Source organism: Terriglobus roseus, from assembly GCF_900102185.1.
In the GTDB taxonomy this organism is placed as follows: domain Bacteria; phylum Acidobacteriota; class Terriglobia; order Terriglobales; family Acidobacteriaceae; genus Terriglobus; species Terriglobus roseus_A.
The window spans coordinates 3,929,144-3,943,150 of the sequence record NZ_LT629690.1 but is presented as its reverse complement, the minus strand read 5'-3'; the positions used below and the strand labels follow the sequence as shown (position 1 = coordinate 3,943,150).

General features: G+C 58.2%; 10 protein-coding genes. 4 read left to right on the top strand and 6 right to left on the bottom strand.

All coding sequences use genetic code 11. The features are described from left to right. Positions 1–8: 8 nt before the first annotated feature. On the top strand, positions 9–3,497 hold the full coding sequence (locus tag BLT38_RS16465; protein ID WP_231966571.1) for a carboxypeptidase regulatory-like domain-containing protein: 3,489 nt from the start codon (positions 9–11) through the stop codon (positions 3,495–3,497). A gap of 151 nt (positions 3,498–3,648) precedes the next feature. Continuing rightward, entirely contained in the window at positions 3,649–4,503 is an 855-nt protein-coding gene (locus BLT38_RS16460; protein ID WP_172838314.1) for a DUF4097 family beta strand repeat-containing protein, read from the top strand. Here the strand turns inward: BLT38_RS16460 and BLT38_RS16455 are convergent. The 4 genes from BLT38_RS16455 to BLT38_RS16440 form a co-directional block, all read right to left on the bottom strand. Continuing rightward, a complete protein-coding gene (locus tag BLT38_RS16455; RefSeq protein WP_231966570.1) occupies positions 4,500–5,321 on the bottom strand; it encodes a class I SAM-dependent methyltransferase in 822 nt (273 codons plus the stop codon). The two genes, BLT38_RS16460 and BLT38_RS16455, sit on opposite strands and share 4 nt — an antisense overlap. A gap of 68 nt (positions 5,322–5,389) precedes the next feature. After that, entirely contained in the window at positions 5,390–6,082 is a 693-nt protein-coding gene (gene lepB, locus BLT38_RS16450; RefSeq protein WP_083346167.1) for a signal peptidase I, read from the bottom strand. Further along, positions 6,079–6,903: a ribonuclease III gene (rnc, locus tag BLT38_RS16445; RefSeq protein WP_083346166.1), complete on the bottom strand. Its 825-nt coding sequence runs from the start codon at positions 6,901–6,903 to the stop codon at positions 6,079–6,081. Before rnc ends, lepB begins: the two co-directional genes overlap by 4 nt. A 107-nt stretch (positions 6,904–7,010) precedes the next feature. Then, positions 7,011–8,111: a hypothetical protein gene (locus BLT38_RS16440; protein WP_197674899.1), complete on the bottom strand. Its 1,101-nt coding sequence runs from the start codon at positions 8,109–8,111 to the stop codon at positions 7,011–7,013. A 260-nt stretch (positions 8,112–8,371) separates the two neighbouring features. Between BLT38_RS16440 and BLT38_RS16435 the strand changes: the two genes are divergently transcribed. Next, a complete protein-coding gene (locus BLT38_RS16435; protein ID WP_083346165.1) occupies positions 8,372–9,319 on the top strand; it encodes a hypothetical protein in 948 nt (315 codons plus the stop codon). A 105-nt stretch (positions 9,320–9,424) separates the two neighbouring features. Further along, a complete protein-coding gene (locus BLT38_RS16430; RefSeq protein WP_083346164.1) occupies positions 9,425–10,264 on the top strand; it encodes a LytR/AlgR family response regulator transcription factor in 840 nt (279 codons plus the stop codon). 6 nt (positions 10,265–10,270) lie between these two features. Here the strand turns inward: BLT38_RS16430 and BLT38_RS16425 are convergent, their stop codons facing one another. Together BLT38_RS16425 and BLT38_RS16420 are read right to left on the bottom strand one after the other, a co-directional pair. Then, positions 10,271–12,499, bottom strand: a complete 2,229-nt coding sequence (locus tag BLT38_RS16425) for a penicillin acylase family protein (protein ID WP_083346163.1) — start codon at positions 12,497–12,499, stop codon at positions 10,271–10,273. A 46-nt stretch (positions 12,500–12,545) separates the two neighbouring features. Beyond that, positions 12,546–13,853: an enolase C-terminal domain-like protein gene (locus BLT38_RS16420; RefSeq protein ID WP_083346162.1), complete on the bottom strand. Its 1,308-nt coding sequence runs from the start codon at positions 13,851–13,853 to the stop codon at positions 12,546–12,548. Positions 13,854–14,007: the final 154 nt, after the last annotated feature.

The window sequence follows — 14,007 nt, the reverse complement described above, 5'->3', positions numbered from 1 at the left end:
GAAGTATCGTGATATCCAATCAAATCTCTTCGCGCATGCGAAAAGGTCTTGCGCATAATGCTGTGCGCCTGATGCTGCTCGCAGGCGCCACCGCTCCCGTAATGCTCCCAGGCATGATGATGGCGCAGGCAGTGAACGGATCGCTGCTGGGCACCGTGCAGGACAAGACCGGCGCCGCTGTTCCAAACGCCAAGGTCACTATCACGGAAAAAGCCACCAACATCACCCACGAAGCCACAACCAACGCCAACGGCAACTACAGCTTCCAGAACCTTTCGCAGGGCGCATACTCAGTTAACGTGCAGATGCAGGGTTTCCAGAGCGAGACGCATCCCAGCGTCGACGTCCTGGTAAACAACACCACCCGTTCTGACTTTGATCTGAATCCCGGCAATGTGACCGAGACGATCGAAGTCACCGACACGGCACCGATGATGCAGTCCGATCGTGCCGACGTCTCCACAAAGATTGAGCAGCAGAGTGTGGAATCACTGCCTATGGGCGTGAACCGCAACTTCCAGTCGCTGCTGAACCTGGTTCCCGGCACCACACCTGCAACCTTCCAGCACTCGCAATTCTTTAATGCCGGTTCCACTCTGCAGACTGAAGTCAACGGTCTCCCGCGTATGGGCAATGCCTACAACATTGAGGGCATCGACGATGACATGCGCACGGGCCTGCTGCAGATCCTGATCCCGCCTGCTGACGCAATTGGCTCCGTTGAAGCATCGACCAACAACTTTCAGGTGGAACTCGGTCGTGCCATCGGTGCCGTCACTAACGTCACTCTGAAGTCAGGTTCCAACAGGTTCCACGGTTCCGCGTCAGAGTATCTGCAGAACAGCTTCTTCAACGCTCGTTCGTACTTCGCTGCCTCCGCGGGTAAGGTCACCTACAACTACTTCGGTGGCAACATCAGCGGTCCCATCATCAAGGACAAGCTGTTCTTCTACGGTGATTATTTCCGCACCGCCGATCACGAGCGCACATCGAACACGCTTACCATTCCGTTTCCCAAGTACTACACAGACAACGGCAGCGGCTTTATTGATCTGAGCGACCTACCCACACAGGTGTACGATCCCGCAACGGGTGATCCGGTCACCGGTGCCGGACGTACACCGTTCGCTGGCAACAAGATTCCTATTGGCCGCGTAAATGCCGTTTCATTAGGACTCTTGCAGAAACTGCCAAAGCCGAATCAGAACCTGAACACGCTTGCGGCGCCCAGCAACAATTACTTCGTTAACTCGCCCTTCTATAAGGACGCCCATACCTACGACGCGAAGATCGATTACCAGATCACGCCGAAGGATCACCTCAGCGGACGCTTCAGCCAGCAGATCTATTCGTTGTTCCAGGCGCCATCTTTCTCCAGCTTCCTTGGTGGTCCCGGTAACGGTGGTGGTTTTGCGGGTACGGGCCATCAGAACGCTTTCTCAACCGGCCTGAACTACGATCACGCCTTCTCGTCGACCTTGCTTACCGAAGTTCGACTCGGCGTCGCGCACTATCGCAACACATCGCAGCCGGCTGATTACGGCTCCAACGACGCCACGACAGCGGGCGCGCCCGGTGTCAACGTCGATCAGTTGACCAGTGGTCAGCTCGGCATCAACATCGGCACCTTCTCATCAGGTCCGTTCATTGGCTACTCGCCGTCGATGCCCTGGATTCGTGCAGAAGCCAACATCGACTTCGTCAATAACTGGACGAAAATCGTGGGCAACCACACCTTCCGTTGGGGCGTGGATATCCGCCGCGTTCGCGATGGACTACTGCAGGGTCAGACCTACAGTCCTCGTGGTGTAACAACGTTCGGACAAAACCAGACCAGCATTCCTGGTGGCAAAACGGGTGCTGCAAACGACATCGCATCCATGCTGCTGGATGTTCCCAGCGGCGTAGGACGCGATCTGTTTACCTACTTCCCGGACTTCCGTCAGTGGTGGTATTTCGGCTTTGCCGGCGACAAGTGGCAGGTTAATAACAAGCTGACCCTTGATCTTGGCGTTCGTTGGGAGTACTACCAGCCAGCCACACCAGCGAAAACTGGTGGCTTCTCACAATATGACCCGGGCACCAACCAGCTTCGCATCGCTGGCGTGGGCGCCAATCCGATGGACCTGGGCTACAAGAAGCAGCTCAACTACTGGGCACCTCGTACGGGCTTTGCTTATCGCGTAAGTGACAACACAGTCGTGCGTGGTGGAATTGGCATGGCATACATGCCGTATGCCGATAACACCTGGCTTTACAACTATCCTGTCCGCGCCAACAACGCGTATACGTCCTGCGGTTCCGGTAGCAGTTATCTCGCAGCGCAGTACACCTGCTCTGGCAACACCAATTCGCAGCCGGTAACGTTCCAGAGCGGCTTCCCGGCTCCTGTACCGGTGGTCGTTCCCACATCTGGTATTTACCAAATTGACCCATCCAACAGCCTGCTCAACAACCAGACATATATCTACATCCCGCAGGACTACCACAATCCTTACGTCTACTCGTACAACTTCGCCGTGCAGCAGGCCCTGCCGGCCAACTTCTCGCTTTCCATCGCGTATGTTGGCAACCACGGCGTACGTATCGGAGCAGCAAATAACATCAACCTGCCGGATCGTCTGAACTGCGGTACTGCTTGCCAGCCACTGCAGATCAAGTTCCAGCACTCAGCGGGCGTAACGCAGCAGTTCATCGGATTCTCCAGCAACTACAGCTCGCTGCAGACCACGTTGAGCCGCCGCTTCACCAACGGCTTGTCTTCGAACTCGTCATACACCTGGGGCAAGGGACTTGGCTATCAGCAGGGTGACGATGGTGCCATCACCTTCTTCCAGGACTTGCGTCGCAACTACGCTCGTAACGACTTCGACCGTACCAACAGCTTCTCGCAGTCTGTAACCTACGAGCTGCCGTTGGGTAAGGGTAAGAAGTGGGTCAACACCGGCTTCCTTTCTCAGGCTATCGGCGGTTGGAAGCTTTCGGGCATCGTCCTGCTCTACAGCGGCACACCGTTCAACGTTACGGCGAACGGAGGCACAATCAACACCAGTGGCTGGCAGCAGAACGCCAACATTGTTGCTCCGTTCAAGAAGCTGAAGGGCATTGGAAACAATGCGTACTGGTTTGACCCCACGTCGTTCGCACAGCCAAACGGCTGCACGGGCTATGCCACAGCAACACCCACCACTGTCACGTGCCCCATCATCAACGGCGTAACAGTTGGCAACACGGGACGCAATGCCTTCACTGGTCCTGGCCTCTTCCAGAACAACGCGTCAATCTTCAAGACGTTCGGTCTGCCCATGGAAGGAACCACGCTGGACGTTCGTATGGACGTCTTCCAGCTCACCAACACACCGCAGTTCTCCAACCCGTCTAACTCCATCACCAGCGCCACCTTCGGTCGCGTAACCGGCACCACCGGTTCCGGCTCCGGTGTAAACGGTACGGGTGGCGGACGCTCACTCCAACTGGCAGCGATCTTCAAGTTCTAGCGAAGTCGCACAAAACAAATCGCCTCAACGGCCATCCTTATGGATGGCCGTTTTTTATTGGTGCAGAACTATCGAAAATCCCCGCGAATGGTGCAGAATCTGTGAACGGAATGCTGGTTTGAAACGTATCAGCGTGTGTAAGGAGAGTTTTATGCGATCGATCACTCTGGCGCTGCTTTTATCGGGATCGTTTTTGGTCACGGCCTCTGCCCAATCCACATGGGACAAGAGTTACAACGTGAACGGAAAACCCATGCTGCAGGTGCAGGTGGACGACGCAGCTGTGCGCGTGCGCTCCTGTGGAGGCTGCCGCACGGTCAGCGTTCGCGTGGACTATCGCAACGGCGATCCTTCCATGTGGTCCGTCGCGGAGCTGCAAGGTGGCAACGGTATTCACTTCGCGCTGAAGCATAAGGAGATGTCGCGCAGCTTTTTCGGCGGCTGGCACGGCAACTCCCCGGAAGTGACCATCATGACGCCCGCGGAAACAGATCTGGATCTGCGGAGTGGTGATGGTGCGCTCACCCTCGCCGGCCTTCATGGCAGTGTTGCGGCGCACACGGGCGACGGCGCCATCTCCGCCGAAGAGCTTGTGGGGACGTTGCGACTGACCACCGGCGATGGCAGCATTACATTGCGCCGCGCTGAGGGTTCGCTCTATGCCACCACCGGCGATGGCAGCATGAATCTGGAGGGTCGATTGAACCAGTTTGAAGCGCGCAGTGGCGACGGCGCGATTACGATGCGCCTTATGCAGGGTTCTACGCTGGCATCTTCATCGTCCGTGACCACTGGCGACGGCAGCATCAATATCAACCTGCCGCGTGATCTGCGCGCTGAAGTCGATGTCACCACCGGCGACGGCCGCATCAATTCGTCACTTCCGTTCTTCACCAATACGAACGGTGATCGTGGGCACTCGCACGTGCGCGGCACTATGAATGGTGGAGGTCCCTCTTTGCGGATCCATTCCGGCGATGGCAACATCTCGCTGTCCGGTTCTTAAGCGCGACGGGCCGTTACCTTGCGATACTCGTTGCGCACCAGGGTGTGCGATGTCGGATTGTCCGCAACGTTATGCTCTGACCAGAGAGCGACGAGATCTGCGGCCAAGGCTGCTTGTCCTGCTTCGTCCAACCGTCCGAACGCCACATGCGTGGGCCCGTAATAGGTGCGAAACAGTTGAACTGCAGCCGCTGGTCCGCCGGGTAAATCGAAGTCAATCGGGGCCAGTTCCGTATGGATGTCCGTGAAGCCGTCGGCTAGGCGCTGCTGCACGATTGCCTCATCGCCCCACTGAACCGGCGGCGCAATTCCCGACGGCGGAGGAACGTGCTTCGATCCTGCGCGGAGCATCTTGCCGGTAAAGCTCTCAGGATTCCAGTTCGCCATCGCCAGCAGACCACCGGGCCTGAGAACGCGCGCAAACTCCTTCGCCACCAGTTCTGGCCGAGGGGCGAACATGGCACCGAACATAGTCACTACAGCGTCAAAGCTTCCGTCGGCATAAGGCAGTGCTTCCGCATCACCTTCGTCGAAGGTCACGGCCAAGCCTTCCGCCGCGGCGCGTTCGCGTGCCTGCACCAGCAGGTTAGGCGCAATGTCCACGCCGGTCACAACGCATCCTGTGCGTGCCAGCGGAATCGCCACGTTGCCTGTTCCCGTTGCTACATCCAATACTTTTGCGCCCGCAGGTAGACCTAGGCTGTGCGCAAACTCTTCGGCTCCCACAGAGATAGTTTTCGCAATGACGCCAAAGTCGCCCGCCATCCACGTGTTGCGCATGCCTTGTTTGATCTGATCAATGCCCGGTGTTGTCGCCACAGAAAAGCCTCCCAAAACCTTGTTAGCTATTTCCTGTTACGCAGCGCAGCAACGTCAAGAAAGATTTTTCAGCGGACAATTCTGCCGATGCGATCGAAGCGCAGATGTCCGCGTGGATGCTCTGGCGTGGGCGCGGTGCTCAGGTAGATAAGGAACGGATCGCCAACGAGCGAGTTCCTCGGAACAAGCCCCCAGAAGCGGCTGTCCTGGCTGTTGTTGCGGTTGTCGCCCATGGCAAAATAGCGGCCCGCCGGTATGGGCAGATCTCCTGCTCGGATGCGTTGTCGCAGTTCAATCCACCATGTCGCTTCTGCGGCGGGATCAGCACGCTGCAGATTCGGAAACTCATCGCGATACGGCGAACGGCCTGTGGGCGTGTACAGAGCGAACGGCTCTTTCAATGGTTGGCCATTCAGCACTACTTGCCCCTCATGAAGATGCACCCGATCTCCGGGAACGGCGATCACGCGCTTCACCAGTAGCTGGGCTGGGTCGATGGGGTAATGAAAGACGATGATGTCGTCGCGCCGCGGATCACGGTATGGCATGAGCCAGCGAAAGTGACCGGGATCGGCGTAAACCTGCTTGTTGACGAGCACAAAATCGCCGACGAGCAGAGTCGGAATCATTGACCCCGTTGGGATTTGCGATGGCTGAACCACAAATGTGATGACGAACAGCGCCACGACCGTAAGCCGCGCCAACGACGAGGCCATCTGGCCCATTGCATCGGCAACGAAGCTGGCCGCGCGTCGCATCATGCGGTGGCGATTACCCCGTCCGCAATCTCAGGATTCAACAGGTCATAGGCGATATGCGCAGCAGCTTGCTGCGCGGCTTTCTTGCTACCGCCCTCGCCCTCGCCCATTACGCGGTCGCCCAACAGCACTTCCACGCGGAAGCGCTTGTTGTGCGCATCGCCTGTCTCTTCCAGCGTGCGATACGTCGGCTGCCCCTCGCCGCGCGCCTGCAGCAACTCCTGCAAGGCGGACTTCCAATCGCCCACAATTCCGCCGAAACGCGCACCCTGCGACGCAGCCATTTTCAGATCAGTCAGACGTGGCTTGAAGATTTCGCGCTCCACAAACGCCTTCGCTGCGCGCAACCCGCCGCCGGGGGCAGAACCGGCGTTACCGGCATCGCGAAAGATTGCTGCAACAATGGCTTCCACGGCGTCTGCCAGAACGCTGGAACGCGTCCGCCCGCCGGTGGATTCTTCGCCACGTCCCAGGAACAGGTCGCGCCCAATGCCGAGACGTACAGCCGCCTCGCTCATGCTCTTACCGCTTACCAGCATGGCACGCATGCGGGTCAGGTCACCCTCACGGCGGTCGGGAAAGTGCTGAATCAGCAACTCGGTAACGATGAGGCCGACAACGGCATCGCCCAGAAACTCAAGCTGCTCATTGTCTTCCGTGGTGCGGTTCGGCGTGCCGTCGCCTTTTTCAAAGGCCAGCGAACTATGCGTCAGCGCCAGTCGCAGCAGGTCAGGATTGCGAAACTGGTAGCGCAGTCGGTCTTCCAGCGACTCTGCCGGTTCCGCTGGTTGCACCTGTTCCGCTGCTTTCGAACGCTTCGCCATTACCTGCTATGGTAGCCGCTTCTTCGGGGTTTTCGGGTTTGCAGAGCAGGTGCTTTAAGGCCGCCAAACTTGAAAAAAGTCTATATGTCGATACCAGGGCGTAATCGCTACGACGGAATACGCAACGGCAGGTCCAGCCACGCCAATCCAACGTCGCGCTTCATGTGCCCTGGAGTCTGCGCCGGAGCATCGTAAAAGATGGCAAGCCTCTTACCCACCTGCACCACCGATGGCATCCCGATGCACTTCACCGCCCACCGGCAGTTCGTGCGATCCAACACAGTCGCGCGGTTCTCCGCATCCCACTTCGTCAGGTCTTTCGACCAGTACACCCAGATGCTGTCCGTATACTCGCCACTTGCATCCAGTCCAATGTGGTTTGCAAACAAGAACCATGTTTCGATCGTAGGTTCGTAATACAGCGCGGAATTCTCAAGCTGCTGCTCCGGCGGCAGAATCGGTTTTGCATCTACCGTCCACGTACCATCCAGATCCTTCGTTCGCGCAATCGACAGCGTCCGCCTCAGCACCTTCTTCTGCGAAGCCTCCTCATGAAATGCCGCAGCGCTGAAGAACATCAGGTATTCGTCCCCTTGCTTCACAACCTGCCCAGGACTAGCTGTATCCGCGTAATAGGTGCCAGGCTGCGTGTGAAAGGGAACAACCTCCGTCTGCTTCTCCCATGGCCCGTATGGATGCATGCTGCGCGCCGTCAGCGTGAAGTACGGCACTGAAGGAATTCTGTTCGGCGGCGGAGTCGTCGTTCGGCAGCCCACGTAATACATGTGCCACCATTGCCCATCGAAGACCGTCCATGGCGATGTCGCCGTTCCGCTGTCATCCGTTCCCGGAGCGCCAAGGTCCAGCACCGGCCCATGAAGCTTCCACTTCTTCAAATCCCGGCTCGTTGCCAGGCACGCCAGCCAACCCTTTGGCCCAGCGCCGTCATAGTGCAGGTAATACGTATCGCCGTAACGAAAACAGATCGCCTCGCGCGCTCCGAGGTAATCGCACTGGTTAGGCCCCATCCCGTGCTTCAGAATTGGCCCGGCATCCGTGGCGTTCAACCGCAACAGCGCTACTGGGCGCCCATCCGGATAGGAAGTCACCGGCTTCGCATCCATCTCCGCCTGCCCCAGCAACTGTGTCGTAGCGGAGGCCGCCACCAATCCAGCCGCTCCCTGAACAAATTCACGCCGAGAAACCAAAGCTATCTCCCGAAAATCCTTACTGTTAAGTGGTTTACCCGGTTCCGCCAGAGTCGTGTCATCTTCCACGGGCAACCAGCGCGATTTCACTTTAATCGCCAATATATCCATCGTGGGCGAGGCGGAGGCGCAAATGCAGGCGGGACAGATTGGCGAGCCATCCTTTCGGCCCATTCGCGTTACCATAAAGTGTCAGGCAAAAGCAGGAAATTCGCGGCGAACCGGACGGTCCGCGCGCACAGAAAAACACAGGAACGGAAATGGCAATCGCTTTGAACACGAAGTTGGCAGAGGGTGTACAGAAGGCCGCGGCAGAAGCCGGTCTGGCAGTGGTGAACGGGCAGGAATCGGCCGGGTTCAACGGCATTCCTACGGAGAAGTACACGTTGGCGCTGGTCTCCGCGCCCGAGGGCCACACCTTCACGCTGGAACTGAGCGCAGGCTTTGACATCACCGCGGCGAACATTGCGCCTGCTGTGCGTGCCTACCTGCTGGAGTCGGCAAAGCGCCTCACCAATCCGCGCCCGGACGTCTTCGTAACTCTGGGCGGCCTGCCTGTTTCGTTCACGAACTGGCAGTGGCCTTTCCATCTCTCCGTCAGCGGTGCAGACACCTACGTGGTGCACGGCGGCGCAACGCTGGAAGACGGCAAGACGGCTGCCGACCAGTATCTGAAGGCCAAGGTCAGCGCCAGCATGACCGTGACGTTTGCTGAAGTTGTCGCAGCGCCGGAGCAGCCCTTTGCAGAAGGCTTTATTTACAACGCCGTCCGCAAGATTCTGGACCAGGGCCAGATGGAACTTACCAAGAGCGGCGGCAACCGCCAGGTGGTTCCCGTAACCACGCGTTACTACTCCGCCAAGCAGGGCAAGTTCATCTTTAACGACACCACCGCGCAGCAGCGTGCGGATTACCTGCTGAGCAAGATCTACTGGCTGAGCGGCGTGCTTGGTGGCGGCGCACCGGTCTGGATTGCCGACCCTCGCGATGCTCAGTACCTGAACACCACGGTGGAAGAGTTGAAGAAGACCGCTGAGTCGCTCGCTGGCGAGGGAATCCTCAAGCTCGATCCGAAGTTTGAATACGCCTCCAGCACAGAGCCGTTGATGGCACACCACGCGGAATACGAGCACCACCTGCAGGACGCGCTAGACTTCACGCGCCCCACCTTCAACGAAGAGATGCGTGCCGGCCACACCAACATGTAAGGCCACAGCACCTGAACAAAATCGTGCCGGATGCAGAAAATCACACTGCATCCGGCATTTTCGTTGGTACTCCCCGCACATTCATAAAGGCGTACCCTATATCCAATGCCTTTGAATGCCGTCATTGTGGACGATGAAGCGCTGGCGCGGCGCGAACTCCGTTACCTGCTGGAACGCGCTGGCGAGGTCGATGTGGTGGCCGAAGCCTCCAACGGATTGGAAGCAGTTTCCACCGTGCTGGATCACGCGCCGGACGTCCTGTTCATGGATGTACAGATGCCCGGGCTGGACGGCTTCGGCGTGTTGAAGCGGCTCATGGAAGACCGTTCGCTGCGCATGCCTGAGGTCATTTTTGCCACGGCATTTGACCAGTACGCGGTCCGCGCGTTTGAAGTAAACGCCATTGATTACCTGCTGAAGCCATTCGAAGAAAAGCGCGTTGCCCTTGCGGTTGAGAAGGCGCGCATGCGTCGTGCGGGCCAAACGCTTGCCGCAGCCGAGACGCAACTTGAACCTGTTGCGCAGGCAAGCGCTGAGGAGCGTCTGGAAAGTCTTCTAAAGCTGCTGGAGGTTCAGGCGCAGCAAGCTGTAACCGCTCCCAAACAACGATCCGGCAAGGTCGTAGTCCGTTCTGCACAACGTTTGTTGTTGGTGGACCAGCGAGAGATCTGCTTCGCCTCCATTGAAGAAGGCGCCATCTCTGTTGTGACACCAACGCTGGAAGGCATGAGTAACGTCCGCACGCTGGAAGAACTCTTGGATCAGCTCGATCCAGAGACGTTCTGGCGTGCGCATCGCAGCTTTGTGGTGAACATTCAGCACATCCGCGAAGTGGTGCCGTGGTTCAAATCCAGCTACTTATTGCGCATGGACGACCGCAAACACACTGAGATTCCAGTGGCGCGCGCGCAGGTGAAGCGGCTGCGCGAACTCTTCAACCTTTAAGCCACGTTATTCACCAGGATGGTACGTGCGTTCCACATGACCGCGTAGCTGGTCGGGATAGTACATCACCTCGCGGAAGTCGCCGCTGGCGTAACGATCCTGCTCGTCATTAAAGTGCTTCGAATCGGGGTGGCCACTTTCGCCGCCGCACGTGACAGCGCGTGCGCGGACGCGATCCGGACCGAACTCAACTACGGCAACGAAGCTGTTTCCGCTGGTGCCGTAACGCTTCTTCGTGTTGGGATAGCTGCGCGCTGCGAACGCCGCGAGCGATCCCCATGTGGATGCAGTGAAGGGAATCGCGATGCTGGGCTGTGCGTCGTCAAAGTGTGGCACGATGCTGTCATCCAAACGTTGATACCGATTCACTTCACCCCACGGCTTCTGCCATGTGCCGAAGTCTTCGGTCAGTCTGTCGGTGGCTTTCTGCAGTCCCGCGAGCAGGTCAGCGGGTGGCACATTAGCTACTACGTATTCCTCCCACAGCATGCCGGAGCGCCGCGCTGCTGCTGCAGCAGGTGTGCCGCTGGCCTCACCCCAATAGACAGCGAGTGTGGTGGCGACTGAGTCGGCGGCCCACTTGTCATCCCACTTACGCAGGATTTCGATCTGCGGTGCGAGCTTTGCGCGTTGTGGAGCGTCCTGCGGCAGTGCGTCGTATGCCTTCAGCAATTCAGGAATGGTCGTTGCGAAGTAGGGAAGATACGGATCGAACGCGCTGGTCAGCAGCGAGTCCAGCGTGAAGTCTTTTCGATCGTTAAGAACCTTAACCATGTGAACGCCGCGCGCGGTTTCCGTACCTTGCTCCACGTAAGGCGGGTAGTCCTTTTTCTTCAGCGAGCTTTCGCCTGAACCGCTCCACGGTGCATTGTTTACGTTCTCAATCCAGCCACTGTGGGGATTGCGAAGCTGCGGAATCTGTTCCAACGAGGTGAGGCCCTGCCAGTCAGTAGCGGGATTAGTGCCGTCAACGGGCTTGGTGTAGTCAAAGCGCGTGTCGCGCTCTGGAATGTAGTTGCCGTGCCAATAAGCGATGTCGCCGTCGGCGCTGGCGAAGATGGTGTTGTTGGACGAATTCGCCATCAACTCCATCGTCTTTTTGTATTCGCCGTAGCTACGCGCCTTCGTGCGAAGGAAGCTCTGCTCCAGAGCCTTAATAGGAATGTTCATCAGCTGTACTGAGACCCACTGTTCGCCGTCTTTGCGCACGATGGGGCCGCGATGATCAGCGATGCCTTCAAAGCTGCGTGACTTCATGGAGCCGTCCGCGGCTTTGTACTTCAATGTGATGGTGCGGCGTGTGAAGGGCTTTATCTCCGCGCCATACTTGTAGCCGATGACGTTATCGCCAATCTTCACGATGGTGTTCTTGAATTCGTCTACGGCATCAACGTTGGATGAGGTATGCATCCAACCCACGCGGTCGTTGAAGCCCTGATAGATGAAGATCTGTCCCCATGTAACCGCACCGTACGCGTTCAGGCCCTCTTCACTTTGCATCTGCAATTCGCTGCGGAAGAAGAACGATGTGTGGGGATTGATGAGCAGCAATGCGTGATGGTTCGCAGTATTCGCGGGTGCAATGGCTGCGCCGTTTGAACCACCCGGTTCTACATCGCGATTGACCTGTGCAAGCTGGGCAACGACGGCGTTGTGCGTGTCGATGCGGCCTTGCTTCGTCGCGGAGGAAGCACCATAGAAGTCTTCCAGCGACTTCAGGTTCACACGTTCAATGTCGCCGCCAATGGAGCCTTCCGTGAAGCTGAGCGCCATCCATGGTTCGAAGTGTGTCAGTGCGCGTGGTTTTACATCGGGGTGTTTTGCCAGGTAGAAGTTTGCACCGTCAGCCCACGCTTCCATCAGCGCTTTCAGCCAGTCAGGGCTGTCGTTGAAGTCACGCTTAAGAACGACAGGATCAATGAAGAGTTGCTGACGTAGGTCCTGCCACAGCTTCGATTCGCCGTCGGCTTCGCTCACTCGGCCAAGCGATACGAGATAGTTCGTCTCCACGCGGTTGAAGTCGTCTTCGCACTGCGTGTAGATCATGCCGAAGACAGCATCGGCATCGGTCTTGCCTTTGACGTGTGCAATGCCCCACGTGTCGCGCGTGATCGTGATGGCGTGTGCGTGCGCGGCCCAGCGTTGTTGCTCCGGGAGGCGGTAGTCGACGGCTCCCTTTTGCGCAACGGCGAGCGATGCGGTGAGGGCAAAGGCGGCAAGGACGAGACGCTTCACGACGGACCTCTGATGTGTGGGTGCTATGACGATAGCACCGCTGCCGTCACGCAGGCTCTGCCAGTGTGCGTTGCGTGAGGATCTTTGCAGGATCGAGCTGCACGTTGAACCCGGGGCCAGTTGGCAGCGCGATGTGTGCGTTCTCAACTGTCATTGGGTTCTTCTCGAAGTGGTAATAGTGCTGCATCTTGATGGCGAGGTATTCGCCCAGCGGGAAGGTCATGGGGCTCTGGCTGAAGATGGTGTGCGCTGCGGCGCGCAGGCTGTGGCCGTGCGGGATGCAGGGCACATCGTAAAGCGAGCAGACGGTGCCGATCTTGATGAGCTCGGTGATGCCGCCGCACCATTCAGGGTCGGCCTGTACGACGGAGAGCGCGTTCTCTTTGAGGTAGCGCTGCACCTCCCAGCGGCCGTAGAAGTGTTCGCCCGCGGCAATGGGGATGGTGGTGCTGCGGTGCATCTCTGCGAAGCTGCCAATCTTTTCCGGGTGCGTGACCTCCTCCATCCAACGCACGCGGTAGGGCTCCACGCGGTGCGCCCATTCCAGCGCATAGGTTTGGTCCCATCCGCTGTAGGTGTCGAACATGAGTTCGGTGTCTTCGCCGAGTGTTTCGCGGAGCGTCTTCACCAACTCCACGTTTTTGCGCATGCCTTCCGGCCCTGAACCGGGGCCGTAGGCGATGAACCACTTCTGATAGCGGAAGCCCTGTTTCTGCAGCTCCAGAGCGCGTGTGCGGACTTTGTCGAGTTCCAGCGAGCTACCGAGGGCGCTGACGTACATTTCCAGCTTGTCGCGCGATGGGCCGCCGAGAAGACGATAGACGGGCACGCCGTAAACCTTGCCGCGCAGGTCCCACAGCGTGTTGTCCACGGCAGAGATGGCCATCATGTAATAACCGTCGCGGCTGTGGCGGTCGCTACGGTAAAGCTGGTCCCACATGACTTCGCCCGCCAGCGCGTCCTTGCCGATGAGGAAGGGGCGAAGGCGTTCCTGCACCACCATTGCCGGTTCTTTCTCGATGGGGCCGTAGAGGCCCTCGAGTCCGCCAGTGGCGCGAATGCGGAGGTAGATCGCCTCATACTTGACGGTGCGTTCTTCGCCGGGGCGGTCGCTGTAGACAGGCGGCCGCAGGCTTTCGTAGATGTCCTCAGGATTGACCTGCGCCTGCTTGTTGATGCCTGCCTGCTGCTGGTATTGGCCGTGGAGTTCCAGCAGGTCAACAGCTTCAATCTTCAGCGGAGCGATGCCCGTGGGGCGGTCCGGCTGCATAGCTGCGGCAGCATTGCTCCACGGTGAAGAAGAAATAGCCGCAGCGGCGGACAGGAAGTTGCGACGGTTTAAGAGGACAGGCATGGATTGCGGCTCCGCGGAAGTTTCGCTGCGACGGCGGGTGGTTCGTTGTCGGCGTGCGAAGCATATCATTCGCGATGCGAACTAAATCAAGTGATTGTTCAGAGAAAAGAGAAAGGCCCGCATCTCCGGTTGGAGACGCGGGCCTTGTTTTAGA

Coding starts and splice junctions, on each gene's coding strand:
- rnc (WP_083346166.1), bottom strand. CDS start 6,903: ATGGCGAAGCGTTCGAAAGCAGCGGAACAGGTGCAACCAGCGGAACCG.
- BLT38_RS16430 (WP_083346164.1), top strand. CDS start 9,425: ATGCCTTTGAATGCCGTCATTGTGGACGATGAAGCGCTGGCGCGGCGC.
- lepB (WP_083346167.1), bottom strand. CDS start 6,082: ATGATGCGACGCGCGGCCAGCTTCGTTGCCGATGCAATGGGCCAGATG.
- BLT38_RS16435 (WP_083346165.1), top strand. CDS start 8,372: ATGGCAATCGCTTTGAACACGAAGTTGGCAGAGGGTGTACAGAAGGCC.
- BLT38_RS16460 (WP_172838314.1), top strand. CDS start 3,649: ATGCGATCGATCACTCTGGCGCTGCTTTTATCGGGATCGTTTTTGGTC.
- BLT38_RS16420 (WP_083346162.1), bottom strand. CDS start 13,853: ATGCCTGTCCTCTTAAACCGTCGCAACTTCCTGTCCGCCGCTGCGGCT.